The sequence below is a fragment of the Lelliottia jeotgali genome (assembly GCF_977070485.1).
This window is the reverse complement of sequence record NZ_CDRVFO010000005.1, coordinates 175,244-191,829: the sequence shown is the minus strand read 5'-3', so window position 1 is coordinate 191,829 and position 16,586 is coordinate 175,244. Positions and strand designations below refer to the sequence as shown.

Sequence of the window (16,586 nt, the reverse complement as noted above, 5' to 3'; positions counted from 1 at the left end):
CAGACAGTATGTCGCGGTATGTCCACGCTCAGCTCGCACGAACGTGGCCACAGGTTAACCTTGGGTTAATCGACTCAAGCCAGCATGGCCCCGTTCAAATCTGCCAAGGCGAAGACATGCGCGTCCTCCTGCTCTTCCTCACATTCCTTATGGCCGGCCCGCTGCAGGCCAACCCGTTCGACGTCAAACCCGACTTCCTGCCGGTGAACCAGGCGTTCGTCCTGACCCACGACCGCCAGGCCGACGGCCAGATGCGCCTTTATTTCCAGATCAAACAGGGTTACTACCTCTACCAGAAGCGCCTGAAATTCGACGGCCTGCCCGTCGAGCAGCACCCGCAACTGCCGCCGGCCCTCAACCATCACGATGAATTCTTCGGCGACAGCGCGGTGTACCGCGACCAACTCGAACTGCTGCTGCCCGCCAACGCCCACGGCCAGTTGCGCCTGGGCTGGCAGGGCTGCGCCGACGCCGGCCTGTGCTACCCGCCGCAAACCACTGTCATCGACCTGGGCGGCAGCGCCGCGCCTGCCACTGACCAGGCAAGCGACCAAGCCCTGGCCAGCGGCCTGCAAAGCGCCAGCCTTGGCTGGAGCCTGCTGGCATTCTTCGGCCTCGGCCTGCTGCTGGCGTTCACCCCTTGCTCGCTGCCCATGCTGCCGATCCTCGCCGGCCTGGTCATGGGCAACGGCGCCAGTGCACGACGTGGCTGGGTGCTGGCCGGGGTCTACGTGCTGAGCATGGCGCTGGTGTATGCAGGGCTCGGCGTGGTCGCTGCGCTGCTTGGCGCCAGCCTGCAAGCCTGGCTGCAGCAGCCTTGGCTGCTCGGCAGCCTGGCGGCGCTGTTCGTGATACTTGCCCTGCCGATGTTTGGCGCTTTCGAATTGCAATTGCCAGCCGCCCTGCGTGATCGCCTGGACCGTGCCGGGCAGAGCACCCGGGGCGGCAACCTCTACGGTGCGGCGCTATTGGGGGCACTGTCCGGCCTGCTGCTCGGGCCGTGCATGACCGCCCCGCTGGCCGGCGCCCTGCTTTACATCGCGCAGAGTGGCGATGTGCTGCAAGGCGCGCTGGTGCTGTTCAGCCTTGGCCTGGGCATGGGTGTGCCACTGCTGTTGCTGGTGACCTTGGGCAACCGCTACCTGCCGCGCCCGGGCGCCTGGATGGAGCGGGTAAAGGGTGTGTTCGGCTTCGTGTTCCTGGCCATGGCCCTGTACACCGTACGCAGCCTGCTGGCCGCTCCGCTGCTGCTGGCCTTGAGCGGTGCATGGCTGATTGCACTGGGCTGGGCCGCGTGGCCGGCCCTGCAGCGCTTGCCTGCCTTGCGCGCCGTACCGCTGCTGGGTGCATTGTGGGGCGGCCTGCTGCTGATAGGCGCTGCCGCCGGTGGCGATGACCTCTGGCAGCCGTTGCGCCCGTTTGCCGGCGGCCCCGCACCTTCGGCCACTCAGCACGCCGAAGATGCGTTTGTCACCGTCAGCCGCCCGGAGGACCTGCAACGTGAGCTCGATGCGGCCAAAGCCCGTGGCCAATGGGTGATGGTCGATTACTACGCCGACTGGTGCGTATCGTGCAAAGTCATGGAAAAAAAGGTGTTTGCCCGTGACGATGTGCAAGCCAGCCTGGCCGGCGTGCACCTGCTGCGCCTGGACGTGACCGCCGATGCCCCCGCCAGCCGCGCGCTGCTGCAACGCTACCAGGTACCCGGCCCACCCAGCATCATCTGGCTCGGCCCGGAAGGCGAAGAACGCCGCGCACGGCGCATCACCGGCGAGGTGGATGCGGCCGCATTCCTGCAACATTGGGCCCAGACCAGGAGCCAAGGTTGATGCTGACGGTAACCCTGGGGCCCCTGACCATGGCCCTCAATCATCTGTTGATGCTCGCCGCTCTGGGCATCGCCAGCCTGGTCGGCTGGTGGGTCGCCCGGCGAGGCGGCGAAAGCCCGGAGTCGGCGCTTTTCAACCTGTTCCTGATCGGCCTGCTGTGCGCTCGCCTGGGCTTCGTGCTGGCCTACTGGCCGATGTACCGCGATGACCTGGTGCAGGTGATCGACATCCGCGATGGTGGCTTTCTGCTCTGGTCGGGGCTGATCGGTGTCGTGCTCGCCAGCCTCTGGCAAGCCTGGCGCCACCCCGGGCTGCGCCGCCCGCTGGGCTGGGCGCTGTTCAGTGGCGCGCTGTTCTGGGGGCTGGCCAGCCTTGGCAGCCATCTGTACAGCAAGGGCACCGAGCTGCCAGAGCTGAGCCTGCGCAATGCCAGCGGGCAATCGGTTGCACTGCACAGCTATCGCGGCAAGCCGCTGGTGATCAACATATGGGCGACCTGGTGCCCGCCGTGCCGCCGGGAAATGCCGGTGCTGCAACACGCCCAGGGTGAGTACCCTCACGTGACTTTCCTGTTCGTCAACCAGGGCGAGACGCCGGAAAACGTCAGCACCTTCCTCGCCACCACTGGCCTGAGCCTGACCCATGTGCTGTTCGACGGCACCGGCATTCTGGCCCAGCGGGTAGGTTCGATGGCCCTGCCCACCACCCTGTTCTACGACGCCAACGGGCGGCTGATCGGCAGCCACCTGGGCGAGCTGTCCCGGGCCAGCCTGCACCGTGCCCTGGAACCTTTCGAACGGGCCGCTGCGCCCGCCCCTGCCGCACAAGGAAAATGACATGCGACTGACTGCACTGCTGCCCCTGTCCCTGGCCCTGCTGGCCACCCCGCTGGCGCATGCCGAAACCCTGCCCAAGGCAATCGAGCAACTGCAAGCCAAGGGCGCCGTGATCAAAGGCAGCTTCGATGCACCCGATGGCCTGCGCGGTTACGCCGCCGAGTACCAGAACAACGGCATCGCCCTGTACCTCACACCCGATGGCAAGCATGTACTGGTCGGCAGCCTGTTTGACGAACAGGGCCAGGACCTCAGTGCCGCCCCCCTGGAAAAGCTGGTGTACGGGCCCATGTCCAAGGCCATTTGGGCAAAGCTGGAAAAAACCAGCTGGATCGCTGACGGCAAAGCCGATGCACCGCGCAAGGTATATCTGTTCAGCGACCCGAACTGCCCGTACTGCAACATGTTCTGGCAGCAGGCACGGCCATGGGTGGAGTCGGGCAAGGTACAGCTGCGCCATATCATGGTCGGCATCATCCGCGAGGACAGCCCAGGCAAATCGGCGGCACTGCTGGCCGCCAAGGACCCGGCCAAAGCGCTGGAACAGCATGAGAAAGCAGGCAAGGCCAGTACGCTGAAAGCGCTGGACAAGGTGCCAGAGGCGGTGCAGCAGAAACTGGCGGCGAACCTGGCCTTGATGGAAGAAATGGGCCTGCAGGCCACCCCGGCGATCTTCTATCAGGATGAGCAGGGCAACCTGCAGAGCCAGCAAGGGGCACCGCGGCCGGAGTTGTTGGGGAAAATTCTCGGCAAGCGCTGAATTATCAGCCGGCTGCATCGGCCTCATTGCCGGCAAGCCGGTTCCCACAGATATTCCACTGCGCCCATGAGCCGTGTTGTACCTGTGGGCCGGCTTGCCGGCGAAATGGGCGCCCAGCGCCCCGCTTTCCTACATCCCTTCGAGCTCGGCCATAAGGTCACTGAGCCGGTCGACTTTGTCCTCATCCAGCGCAGTGCCCTGCAGCCCACGCACATACTCCGCCAGCTCCTCAACCGTACTGCACTCGAACATCGCCCGCAGCGGGACGTTCAGCTGCAACTGTTTCTGCACCCGCGAGGCAATCTGCGTTGCCAGAAGCGAATGCCCGCCCAGCTCGAAGAAGTTGTCGTGCACCCCTACCCGCTCGGCCTTCAGCACGTCGGCCCAGATACCGGTGAGCACCTCTTCCAGCTCGTCGCGTGGCGCCAAGTAGGCCTGGCCATGCTGGCCGCCGATGTCGATGGCCGGCAAAGCCTTGCGGTCGAGCTTGCCGTTGGCGTTGTGCGGCAGGCTGTCGAACCAGCCCCAGTGCAGCGGCACCATGTATTCCGGCAAATCAGCACGCAGGCGTTGCTTGACCTGCTCAAGCAGCGCGGCATCTGCGGTGACGCCCTGATGAGCCACCAGGTATCCGACCAGGTGCTTGCCGTTGATACCGTCCTGCACACCCACGGCGGCGTCGCGGATTTCGGCCTGCTCGTGCAGGCGGGCTTCGATTTCACCCAGTTCGATCCGGTAACCGCGGATCTTCACCTGGTGGTCGATGCGACCGACATATTCGAACACGCCATCCGGGCGCTGCCGTGCCAGGTCACCAGTGCGGTACAGGCGCTCGCCCGGCGCACCGTGCGGGTGCGGGATGAAGGCCAGAGCGGTACGCTCCGGGTCGCCGACATAGCCCCGGCCCACGCCGGTACCGGCTACGCAAAGCTCGCCCACCGCGCCCAGCGGCACCAGGGCCTGGTCCTCGCCGTACAGGTACAGGCGGTTGTTGTCGGTTGGCGTGCCGATCGGCAGGTAGCTGCCACGGGTCGAGGCCAGATCGACGCGGAAGAACGCCACGTCATCGGAGCACTCCGCCGGGCCGTAGGCGTTGACCAGGCCGATGCCCGGGTAGCGCTGCAGCCATTGCGCGGCCAGCTCCGGCGGCATGGCTTCGCCGGTCGGCAGCATCCAGCGCAGGCCACCCAGTGCCTGATGATCGTTGGCAAGCATGCCCTGGATCAGCGAGGGCACGCTCTCCAGCACCGTGATGCCGGTAGCCTGAACATGCGTCAGCAGGCCCTGCGGATCGTGGGCGATGGCGTTTGGCACGATCTCGACCCTGGCGCCGAACAATGGCGCGGCAAGGAACTGCCAGACCGAGATATCGAAGCTCTGCGAGGCGGTCTGGGCGATCACATCATGCTCGCTCAGCGCCAGGTACGGCACCTTGCTCAGCTGGTTGTTGAGCATGCCGCGCTGCTCGACCATCACGCCTTTGGGCAGGCCAGTGGAGCCTGAGGTGTAGATCACGTAGGCGAGGTTGTCCGGCCCGCTATGAATCCCTGGGTTATGGCTGGCGACAGTACTCGCCTGGACCTCTTCCCACACCAGCAGTCGTGGCCGCGCCCCGCCGGCCAGTTCGTCCAGCAACAGGCGCGCCTGCTCGGCACAGGCTGCGCTGCACACCAGCACCGGCGTGCGGCTGAGCTCGACGATACGCTGCAAGCGCGCCGACGGCAGGCCAGGGTCCAACGGCAGGTAACCGGCACCTGCCTTGAAGCTGCCGACGATCATGCCCAGCAGTGGCAGGCCCCGCTCGGCCAGCAGCGCGACCGGCTGATCGATGCCTGCACCCGCAGCGACCAGCGCATGGCCCAGGCGGTTGGCTGCCAGGTTCAAGCCGGCATAGTCATAGCTCGCCTCCATGCAACGGGCCACCGTGCGCCCGGGGTGTGCAGCAACCTGTGCCTCGAACTGCGCGACGTAGCTCTGCTCCAAGGCATAGGCCCGTTCGGTGTGGTTGCACGCCTGAAGCAGGAAGCGTTCCTCTGCCTCACCCAGCAACGGCAGCTCGCTGACCTGCCCGTCGAAACCTTGCACCAACGCCAGTAACAGGCGCTTGAACTCGGCCAGCAGGCGCTCGACGGTTGAATGGTCGAAGTAGCGCTGGTCGAACGACAGGTGCAGACCAAGGTCGTCGCCCGGGTAGCACACCGCCGTCAACGGGAAGTTGGTGTGAGTACGGCCCGAGTCCGAGCTGGCGTTGAGGTGCTGGGCATGGTCGAGCACCGCGGTCTCCACCGGGGCGTTCTCGAACACGAACAAGCTGTTGAACAGCGGCTGGCCTTTGGGCAGTTCGCTGCACTCCTGGATCGTCACCAACGGCAGGTATTCGTATTCGCGCAGCTCCATGTTGCGCTCCAGCAGGCCTTGCAGCCACTGGCGCACGCTGCAGCGCTGGCCCGGTTCGGGCAATTGCACACGCAGGGCGATGCTGTTGATGAACAGGCCGACGGTGCGCTGCATCTGCGGCATGCTCACCGGCCGCCCGGCAACGGTCACGCCAAAGGCCACGTCGCGCTCGCCGCTGTAGCGTGCAAGCACAAGGGCCCAAGCCGCCTGAGCAAAGGTGTTGATGGTCAGTTGGTGAGCCTGGGCCAGTTCGCGCAGGCGCACGCCATCACTTACCTCCAGGCGGGTGTAACAGTCACCGACCAGCATGCCGTCACCGGCATGGTCATGACGCAGCGGGCGGTCGCTTGGGATCGCCGTGGCGCGCTCGAAGCCGGCCAGGTTGGCCTGCCACCAGCGTCGTGCTTCGTCCAGGTCCTGGCGTTGCAGCCAGCCGATGTAGTCGCGGTAGCGTGGCGGCACCGGCAGCTGGGCCTGGCGGCCTTCGCCGAGGGCCTGGTAGAGCTCGAAGAAGTCGTTCATCAACAACGAGCGGCACCAGGCATCGATGAGGATGTGGTGGTTGCTCATCATGAACCAGTAACGCTCATCGTCCACCCGCACCAGCCGCAGGTGGAACGGCGCCTGGCGCAGCAGGTCGAAGCCGGCCTCGCGCTCTTGCTTGTGCAGTGCTTGCAGGCGTTGTTCCTGGGCCGTGTCGTCGAGGCCGCGCCAGTCCTGGTAGTCGACAGGGGTGTTACCCGCTTTGTGGATGATCTGCAGCATCGCTTCGCCGGCATTCCAGCTGAACGATGCCCGCAGTGCCTCGTGGCGCGCCACCACCGCCTGCCAGGCCTGGGCGAAGCGCTGCGGGTCGAGGGCGCTGTTGATGCGGTAACGGTCCTGCATGTAGTAGATGCCGGTACCCGGCTCCAGCAGCGTATGCAGCAGCAGCCCCTCCTGCATTGGGGTCAGCGGGTAGACGTCTTCGATTTCGGCAGCCGGAACCGGCAGCGCGTCGATCTGTTCCTGGGTCAGGTGCGCCAGTGGGAAGTCCGAGGGCGTGAAGCTGCCCGTACCCTGGGCCAGGCAGTGGCCGACCAGGGCCAGCAGTTCGTGGCGATAAGCTTCGGCCAGGCGCGCAATAGTCTGCTCGTCGAAACGCTCGCGGCTATAGGTCCAGCGCAACTGCAAGGCACCGCCATAGACCTGGCCGTCGACGCTCAGCCAGTTCGGCAGTGGCGCGTCGAGGTCGTGGGCCAGGCCCGCAGGGGCATCCAGCGGCTGGAACAGCGCCGCACTGTCGAACTGCTGGTCGAACTGGCCGAGGTAGTTGAAGGTGATGCGTGCTTGCGGCAGCGCGGCCATGCTCTCGCGCCCGGCCTCATCAGCCAGGTAACGCAGCACGCCGTAACCCTGGCCTTTGTGCGGCACCTCGCGCAGCTGTTCCTTGATGCGTTTGATCGAGGTGGCGCGGGCGCTGTCGTCCTCACCCGCCTGAGGGTTCAGGCGTAGCGGGTAGGCACTGGTGAACCAGCCCACGCTGCGGGTCAGGTCCATGTCTTCGAACAGCCCGTCACGGCCATGGCCTTCTAGCTGCACCAGCACCTCGTCGTCACCGGTCCAGCGGCAAAGCGTGCGCGCCAGGGCAGTCAGAAGCAGGTCGTTGACCTGGGTGTGGTACGCCGCGGGGGCCTGTTGCAACAACTGACGGGTCTGCTCCACATCCAGGGCGATGGCCAGGGTATCGGCATGCCGCTGCAGGTTGCCGCCCTGCGGGTGATCACATGGCAGTTCATGGCGCACATCCCCCAGCCGGTCTTGCCACCAGCCGAGCTCATCGCGCAGCGAATCGCTGCCGGCGTAGCTTGCCAGGCGCGCAGCCCAGTCGGCCATGGCGTGGGTCTTGGCCGCCAGCGGCTGACCACGGTACAGCGCCTGCAGGTCTTCGAGCAGCACGCGCCAGGACACCCCATCGACCACCAGGTGATGGATCGCCAGCAACAGCCGCTGGGCGCCCTGCCCGTCACTGACCAGCAAGGCCCGCAGCAACGGCCCCTGAGCCAGGTCCAGGCTGCGTTGTACGTCGGTGTACAGGGCCTGACAGGCATTGAAATCGGCCACCGTGGCAGTCCATAGCAGTTGCTCGCCAGGCGATGCGGCGTATTCGCCCTGCCAGCGGCCATCTGCCTGGGTAAACCGCAGGCGCAGGCTGTCGTGGTGTGCCACCAGGGTGGCCAGGGCCCGCTCCAGCAGGGAGCTGTCCAGCGGCACGCGCGCCTGAAGCAAGACGGCCTGGTTCCAGTGTTGCGGTTGGGCCACCTCACTGTCGAAGAACCAGTGCTGGATCGGCGTCAGGCCGCTGCGGCCCTGGCGCTGGCCCTGCTCGATGCTGTTCGCCACCTCGCTGCGGCTGGCCACGGCGGCCAGTGTCTGGATGGTCTGGCGCTGGAACAGGTCGCGCGGGGTGAACTGCAGGCCCAGCTGACGGGCCCGGCTGACCACCTGGATGGACAGGATCGAATCACCGCCCAGTTCAAAGAAGTTGTCCTGTACGCCCACGCGGGAGACGTTGAGCACCTCGCGCCAGATCTGCGCCAGTTGCTCCTCAAGCGCGTTCGCAGGTGCCAGGTACTGTTCGCGGGCCTGTTCCAGGTCTGGCAGCGGCAAGGCGCGGCGGTCCAGCTTACCGTTGCCCATCAGCGGCAGGCTGCCCAGCAGCACCAGGTGCGCCGGCACCATGTAATCCGGCAGGTGCTGGCGGGTGTGCGCCTTGACCGCTTCGCGCAACCGGGCCTGGACCTCACTGTCAGCGCTGGCCGGCTTGCACACCAGGTAACCGACCAACTGTTTGCCGCCGGGCAAGTCGTGAGCCAGCACCACAGCCTCTTCGATATCGGCATGCGCCTGCAGACAGCTCTCGATTTCGCCAAGCTCGATACGGAAGCCGCGGATCTTCACCTGCTGGTCGGCACGCCCGACATACTCAACCAGGCCGTCGGCGCGCAGGCGCACCAGGTCACCGGTGCGGTACAGGCGCCCACCGTCATGGCTGAACGGGTCGGCGACAAAACGCTCGGCGCTCAAGCCAGGGCGGTCGTGATAGCCCTGGGCAAGCCCTACCCCGCCGATGTACAACTCGCCGATGCCGCCTTGTGGCAGCAACGCCAGGTCATCATCGAGGATATAGGCACTGCGGGCACCGATCACCCGGCCGATCGGCACGCTGCCGGCATCGGTGGGCAAGGTGTCAGGGGCAAGACAAGCCAGGGGCATGACCACCGTCTCGGTCGGGCCGTAGGCGTTGAAGAACTGCTGGGGGGCGAATGCCTGGCGGATACGCGTCAGGTGCTCGCCGGTCAGTGCCTCGCCACCGGTGATCACCAGGCGTACCGGCATTTGCTCGCCCTGCCCGGCAAGGTACTGGGCCAGCTGACTGCCATAGCTTGGGGTGAAACCGAGAATGCTGACCTTTTGCTCGCGCACCAGTTGGCAGATGTCCTCTGCGCCCCATTGCCCTTGTGCACGCAGCACCACGCGGGCGCCGCACAGCAGCGGCACCAGCAGGCGCTCGCTGGCCGCGTCGAAGTTGATCGAATAGAAGTGCAGTTCGCAGTCGTCGCTGCGCATGCCGAAGGCCTTGATCACCGCCTGGCAATGCATGGCGATTTCACCGTGGCTGACTACCACACCCTTGGGTTTGCCGGTGGAGCCCGAGGTGTAGATCAGATAGGCCTGGTGCTGCGGCAGGTTGAGGTTGTCCAAGGGCGCATCGCTGTAGGCGGACAAACCTGCGGCGTCGTCCTCCAGGCTCCAGCGCGCTACGCCGTCGGGCAGTTCGCCAAGGGTTTCGAGCAGCGCACGCTGGCTCAGCAGCAGGCCGATACGGCTGTCCTCGATCATGTAGCGCAGGCGGTCGAGCGGGTATTCCGGGTCGAGCGGCACGTAAGCGCCACCGGCCTTGAGGATCGCCAGCAGGCCGACGACCATCTCCAGCGAACGCTCCAGCGCCAGGCCCACGCGCACCTGCGGGCCGACACCCCGCTCGCGCAGGGCACGGGCCAGGCGGTTGGCCTGCTGGTCGAGCTCGGCATAGCTCAGGTGCCGGCCGCCGAAGGTCAGCGCGCCGGCTTGTGGCGTGCGTGCAGCCTGGGCGGCGAACAGGCCGTGAAGGGTCTGGTCAGGGGCGGGATCATGCTCACCCTGCAACTGGTCGAGCAATACCTGCTGTTCGGCCCCGGCCAGCATCGGCAGCTCGCACAGGCGCTGTTGCGGGTTGTCCAGCAGGCCGACCAGCAACTGTTGCCAATGCTCGGCCATGCGCGCGATCCGCGGTTCATCGAACAGGTCGCGACTGTAGGTCAGGCAGCAACCGAGACGGCCATCTAGGTCGGTCACCTCCAGGTACAGATCAAACTTGGTGGCGCTGGCATCGTTGACTAGGTAATCCACCTGCATGCCTGCCAGCTCACGGCTTTGCTGGAAGGCCCAGCGCTGCACGTTGCACATTACCTGGAACAGCGGGTTGTAGGCGCTGCTGCGCGGTGGCTGCAAAGCTTCTACCAGCTGCTCGAACGGCAGGTCCTGGTGGGACTGGCCTTCGATGGCGGCCTGGCGCACCTGGTTGAGCAAGGCGGCGGCGGTCATCTGCCCGTCCACCTCGCAGCGCAGCACCTGGGTGTTGAGGAAGGCGCCGATCAGCCCTTCGCTTTCGGGGCGGATACGGTTGGCCACCGGCGCACCGATGCGCAGGTCGCGCTGGCCGCTGTAGCGGTGCAGCAAGGCGGCCAGGGTGGCGGTCATGGTCATGAACAAGGTCAGCCCGCGCTGGCTGTTGAAGGCATGCACGCGGGCAACCAGCGCAGGGTCCAGCTCAAAGCGGTACAGCTCGCCACGGTGGGTCTGCACGGCCGGGCGTGGCCGGTCAGCCGGCAGGGCCAGGACCGGGTGCTCATCGCCCAGGCGGGCTTTCCAGTAGGCCAGTTGGCGCGCCCCTTCGCCGCTTTCCAGCCACTGCCGCTGCCAGACGCTGTAGTCCAGATACTGCACCGGCAACGGCGTCAGTGGCGACTCGCGCTCATCGACGAACGCTTCGTACAGCTCGCCCAGTTCGCGGGCGAAGATGTCCATGGCCCAGCCTTCGGTGACGATATGGTGCAGCGTGAGCACGAAATAGTGCTCGCGCTCCGCGGCCTTGACCAAGCAGGCGCGCAACAGCGGGCCACGTTCCAAGTCGAACGGCTGGTGCGCCTGGGCGTCGGCCAGTTGCTGCAGGCGCTGCTCGCGGATGGCTGCCGGCAAGGTGCTGAAGTCCTGCCAGTCCAGCTGTACGGCGCCGTCGGCGGCCACGCACTGGTACGGCACACCGTCAATGGCGGGGAACGTGGTGCGCAAGGTTTCATGGCGCACGATCAACGCCTGCAGCGCGCGCTCGAACGCATCCACATGCAGCGTGCCACGCAGGCGCGCCATGCCGCCGACGTTGTAGGCCGGGCTGTCCGGCTCCATCTGCCAGAGGAACCACATGCGTTGTTGCGAATACGACAGCGGCACAGCCTGACGGCGGTCGACGCGGGTGATCTCGCCCTGCAGGTTGCGTTCGCCGGCTTCGCGGATGCGGGCGATCTCAGCGCAGAAGGCGCCCAGCTCGCTGGCTTCGAACAGCACCTTCAAGGGCAGCTCGACATCGCAGGCCTGGCGGGTGCGCGAGACGATCTGGGTGGCCAGCAGCGAGTGCCCGCCAAGGGCGAAGAAATCGTCGTGCAGGCCGATGCGCGGCAGGTTCAGCACCTCGCACCAGATGGCCGCAACCTGCTGCTGCAACGCTGTCTGCGGCGCGACATGTTCGCGCTGCTGCCAGACCGGTGCCGGCAGCGCCTTGCGATCGACCTTGCCACTGGGCCCCAGCGGCATGTGTTCAAGCGCGATCAGTTGCGCTGGCACCATGTAGGCAGGCAGGCGTTCGGCCAGGCTGGCGAGCAATGCCTCAGCTTGCCCCGGGCCGCTGTAGTAGCCGACCAGCTGCGCGCCCACGGCGTCCTGATGGATCAGCACCAGCGCTTGCTCGACACCCGGCTGAGCAAGCAGGCAGGCTTGGACTTCTTCGGGCTCGACGCGAAAACCTCGCACTTTCACCTGTTGATCCAGGCGGCCGAGGTATTCCAGTGCCTGGGCCTGTACCTGCCAGCGGGCACGGTCGCCACTGCGGTACAGGCGCTCGCCATTGCCATCGGCCTGCGGCACGAAGCGTTCGGCGGTCAGGCCAGGGCGGCCGAGGTAGCCGCGGGCAAGACCCGCACCTCCCAGGTACAGCTCGCCTGGCACGCCCGGTGCGGCCAGTTGCAGTTCGCCATCGAGCACACGGCACACCACGTTGCCCAACGGCCGGCCAATGGGCGAGCGTTCGCCGTCTTCAGCACGGCAGTGCCAATGGGTGACGTTGATGGCGGTTTCGGTCGGCCCATAGCGGTTGTGCAGTTGGACCTGCGGCAGCCGTTGCAGCACGCGGTCGCGCAAGCTCGCCGACAACGCCTCGCCACCGCAGAACAGCCGGCGCAAGCTGGTGCAGCCAGCGGCCAGCGGCTCTTGCACGAACACCTGCAGCAAAGGCGGCACGAAGTGCAGCGTGGTGACCCCGTGTTGCTGCACCAGCGCGGCGATGCGCTGCGGGTCACGGTGCTCGCCGGGGCCGGCCAGCACCAGCTTGCAGCCGGTGATCAGCGGCCAGAAGCACTCCCAGACCGACACGTCGAAGCTGATCGGCGCCTTCTGCATCAGCACATCGCAGGCATCCAGCGCATAAGTGGCCTGCATCCACTGCAGGCGCTCGGCCAAGGCTGCATGGGTGTTGCCCACGCCTTTGGGCTGGCCGGTGGAACCGGAGGTGTAGATCACATAAGCCAGGTTGTCGCCGTGCAGGTGCAGGCCTGGCGCGTGGCTTGGCCAGCTGTCCAGGTGCAACTGGTCAAGGGCAATAGCGCTGACGCCGTCGACTTGCGGCAAGTTGGCCAGCCTACCGCTGTTGCTCAGCAGCAGGCTGGCCTGGCAATCGCGCAGCATGTAGGCCAGGCGTTCGGCCGGGTAGTCGACATCAAGCGGCACATAGGCACCGCCTGCCTTTAGGATCGCCAGCAGACCGACCAGCAGTTGCGGCGAGCGCTCCACAGCGATGGCCACGCAGCAGTCGGGGCCGACGCCTTTGTCGCGCAGGTAATGAGCCAGGCGGTTGGCTTGTTGGTGCAGCTCAGCGTAATTCAGGCTGCCGCCTTCCCATACCAACGCACTGCGCTCAGGGGTCTGACGCGCCTGTTCATTGAGTTGCTCGACCACCAGGCGCTGCGGTGCCGGCGCCGGCGCCTGCCCCCAGGCCAGCAATTGTTGGCGCCCTTGCTCATCCAGCAAAGCGACGTCGCCCAGGGCCAGTTGCGGGTCTGCGCACACTTGCTCGAGCAGCGCCAGCAGGTGCTGGGCCAGGCGGGTGACGGTATCTTGGGTGAACAGCTCGGCGGCGTAGTCGAAGGCCAGGCTCAGGCGGCCCAAGTGGTCTTCCTCGCTGTGCAGCTGCAGGTCGAACTTGGCTTCGCGGCTATGCCACGGCAACTCTTCTGCCAGCAGGCCCGGCAGGCGGCGCAAGGCCGAGAGGTCGCGCTGCTGGTGGTTGAACATGACCTGGAACAGGCCCTGCTCACGGGCGTCGGGCAACGCTTCGAGCAATTGCTCGAACGGCAGGTCCTGGTGGGCCTGGGCATCGAGGCTCGCTTGGCGTACCTGAGCCAGCAGTTGCGTGAACGGCAGGCGGCCGTCGAGCTGCGCTCGCAGCACCTGGGTGTTGATGAAGAAACCGACCATGCCCTGGGTTTCCTGGCGCGGGCGGTTGGCATTGGGCACGCCGACACGGATGTCGTGCTGGCCGGTGTAGCGGTGCAGCAGGCCCTGCCAGGCTGCCAGCAGCACCATGAACAAGCTGGCCTGATGTTCGCCGGCCAGGCCCTTGAGTGCTTCGCTCAGCTTGGCCGGTACTTTGACACTCAAGCGTGCGGCGCGGTTTGCCTGCTGGCTGGAACGCGGCTGGTCCGGGTGCAGGTCGAGCACCGGCAGCGCATCACCCAGCCGGGCTTTCCAGTATTCAAGCTGGCGCGCGCTTTCGCCTTGGGCCAACCATTGGCGCTGCCAGTTGCCATAGTCGGCGTAACCCAGTGGTAAAGGCGCCAGCGAAGCCTCAAGGCCCTGGCAGCGGGCGGCATACAGTTTGGCGAATTCGTCGAGCAGGATGTTCAGCGACCAGCCATCGGCGACGATGTGGTGCAAGGTCACCCACAGCTGATGGTCTTCGTCACCCAGCCGCACCAGGGTCACGCGCAGCAACGGGCCCTGGCCCAGGTCGAACGGGAGCTGTGCTTCGGCTTCACGGCGCTCGGCCACGTCGGTGGCCGGCAGCCCTTGCAGGTCCTGGTGCCGCAGGGTGAACGCCTGCTGAGGCACGATGCGCTGCAATGCTTGGCCGTGTTCTTCGCTAAACACGGTGCGCAACGACTCGTGGCGCGCCACCAGCGCCTGGAATGCGGCATCCAGCGCAGCTTCGTCCAGCTCGCCGCGCAGGTGCAGGCCGGCAGGTATGTTGTAGGCCGCCGACTGCGGCGCCAGCTGCCACAGCAGCCAAAGGCGGTTTTGCGCCAACGACTGCGGCAGGGCCTGCCCACGGTCAAGGCGGGCAATGGTCGCCTTTTCGCCACCACCCTGGGCAAGGATTGCCGCCACGGCAGCGCTGTACTGCGCCAGGGTCGGTGCTTCGAACAGCGTGCGCAGGCCCAGCGCAATTCCCAGCTCATCGGCCAGGCGCGCAGTCACCTGGGTGGCGGCAATGGAGTTGCCGCCCAGCAGCAGGAAGTGGTCATCGGCGGCGACTGATTCGGCTTTGAGCACCTCGCACCAGAGGGCCGCGATGCGTGCCTGCAGGCCGTCGCCGGCAGCGGCAGTTTCACCGGTTTCGACGGGCGTCGGGAAGCGGGCATAGCAGTCCAGGCTGCCATCGTCCATGCGCAGGCGGCAGGCCGATCGCTGCAGCTTGCCGCTGGAGGTCTTGGGCAATGCCCCCGGGTTGAGCAGCAGGACCACAGCAGGCGCCTGGCGGCAGGCGTCGGCGACGACCTGGCGCAGCGTCTTGATCAGCGCCTCGGGGGTGGACGCTTTCTGCACGTTACGGCTGATTTCCACCGCTACACCGATCCCCTCTTCACCCTGGTCGTCCACGGCAAATACCGCTACACGGCCCTTGCGCAGCACATCGACTTCACGTTCCAGGGTTTTTTCCAGGTCCTGCGGATAGAGGTTCTGGCCACGGACGATCAGCATGTCTTTCAGGCGCCCGGTGACGAACACTTCACCTTCACGCATGAAGCCCAGGTCACCGGTACGCAGCCACCTCTGGCCGTCCATTTCGACAAAGGTCCGAGCGCTGGCCTCAGGGTTGCGCCAGTAGCCCGAAGCGATGCTGGGGCCAGCGGCCCAGATTTCGCCAACCCGATTGTCACTCAGCACGTCCAGGCACTGCGGCTCGACGATACGTACCGCATGCCCTGGCTGCGGGTAGCCGCAGCTCATCAGCACGCTGCCCTTGCCGGCTTCTGCACGGTTGGCGGCGAAGGCGTCGCCGTCGAGTTCCAGCGCGCCGATGCCTTGGCCACGGCGGCTGCCGCTGACGAACAAGGTGGCCTCGGCCAGGCCATAGCTGGCAAAGAAACTGCTGGGCGTGAAACCGCAGGGGGCGAACTTCTCGGCGAAGGTGTCCAGGCTGTCCTGGCGGATCGGCTCGGAGCCGGAATAGGCCACACGCCAGCGGCTCAGGTCGAGGCTGGCCAGGGCCGCCTCACTGACCCGCTCGCTGCACAGGCGGTAGGCAAAGTCCGGCCCGCCGCTGATGGTCCCGCCGTATTCGCTGATCGCCTGCAGCCAGCGCTGCGGCCGCGCGAGGAAGTAACCTGGCGACATCAACACACACGGTACGCCACTGAAGATGGGCTGCAGCAGCCCGCCGATCAGGCCCATGTCGTGGTACAGCGGCAACCAGCTGACGATCACATCGTCGGGGTTGAGGTCGATGCCAAACCCATGGCGGATCAACTGCTCGTTGGCCACCAGGTTGCCGTGGCTGACCTGCACACCCTTGGGCAGCGCGGTGGAGCCGGAGGTGTACTGGAGGAAGGCGATGTCGTCGCCGGCCAGCGCCGGTTCGCGCCAGTCATTGGCCAGGGCCGGGTCCAGGCCATCCACCGTCAGCAGCTCAGGGGCGCTGTCTGCGGCGAGTGCTTGCAGGCCCTGCAGGCTGTCGTGCAGCGCTGCGACGGTCAGCAGCAGGCGGGGCTCGGCGTCATCGATGATCGACAGCAGGCGCTCCTGGTGATGCTGGCGCGAAGACTCCGGCGGGTAGGCCGGCACAGCGATGACACCGGCATACAGGCAGCCGAAGAACGCCGCCACATAGTCCGGCCCGCTGGGGAACAGCAGCACGGCGCGGTCACCGAACGCGGCGCGGGCCTGCAAGGCTGCTGCGATGGTGCGCGCACGCATGTCCAGGTCCCGATAGCTGAGCACCGCCTGCTCGCCGGGGGCATCGGCCAAAAAGCGCAAGGCGATGCGGTCAGGGGTGTGCGCAGCACGTTGCGCCAGGGCCTGGACCAGCGAGAGCGGGAGTTCGAAGGCGTCCATCATGGGGTGTTCCTGCCAGTGTCTGGGTAAGTCGGGCCGGCTGCCCCGCGTGGTTGGGCGGGCAGCGTCCGGCGGCCGGAT

Annotated in this window: 4 protein-coding genes; 3 read left to right on the top strand and 1 reads right to left on the bottom strand. The window is 66.4% G+C overall.

What is annotated here, in order from left to right:
- Positions 1–116: 116 nt before the first annotated feature.
- Genes dsbD through dsbG form a run of 3 tightly spaced genes read left to right on the top strand, consistent with a single transcriptional unit; the run spans position 117 to position 3,425 of the window.
- On the top strand, positions 117–1,829 hold the full coding sequence (gene dsbD, locus ACW4TB_RS09740) for a protein-disulfide reductase DsbD (protein WP_279929993.1): 1,713 nt from the start codon (positions 117–119) through the stop codon (positions 1,827–1,829).
- Positions 1,829–2,665, top strand: a complete 837-nt coding sequence (locus ACW4TB_RS09735; RefSeq protein ID WP_012315394.1) for a TlpA family protein disulfide reductase — start codon at positions 1,829–1,831, stop codon at positions 2,663–2,665. Before dsbD ends, ACW4TB_RS09735 begins: the two co-directional genes overlap by 1 nt.
- Before the next feature lies 1 nt (position 2,666).
- Positions 2,667–3,425, top strand: a complete 759-nt coding sequence (gene dsbG, locus ACW4TB_RS09730) for a thiol:disulfide interchange protein DsbG (protein ID WP_161872175.1) — start codon at positions 2,667–2,669, stop codon at positions 3,423–3,425.
- Between the two features lie 129 nt (positions 3,426–3,554).
- On the opposite strand, the gene ACW4TB_RS09725 is transcribed toward dsbG, so the two are convergent.
- A complete protein-coding gene (locus ACW4TB_RS09725) occupies positions 3,555–16,508 on the bottom strand; it encodes a non-ribosomal peptide synthetase (protein WP_279929988.1) in 12,954 nt (4,317 codons plus the stop codon).
- Positions 16,509–16,586: the final 78 nt, after the last annotated feature.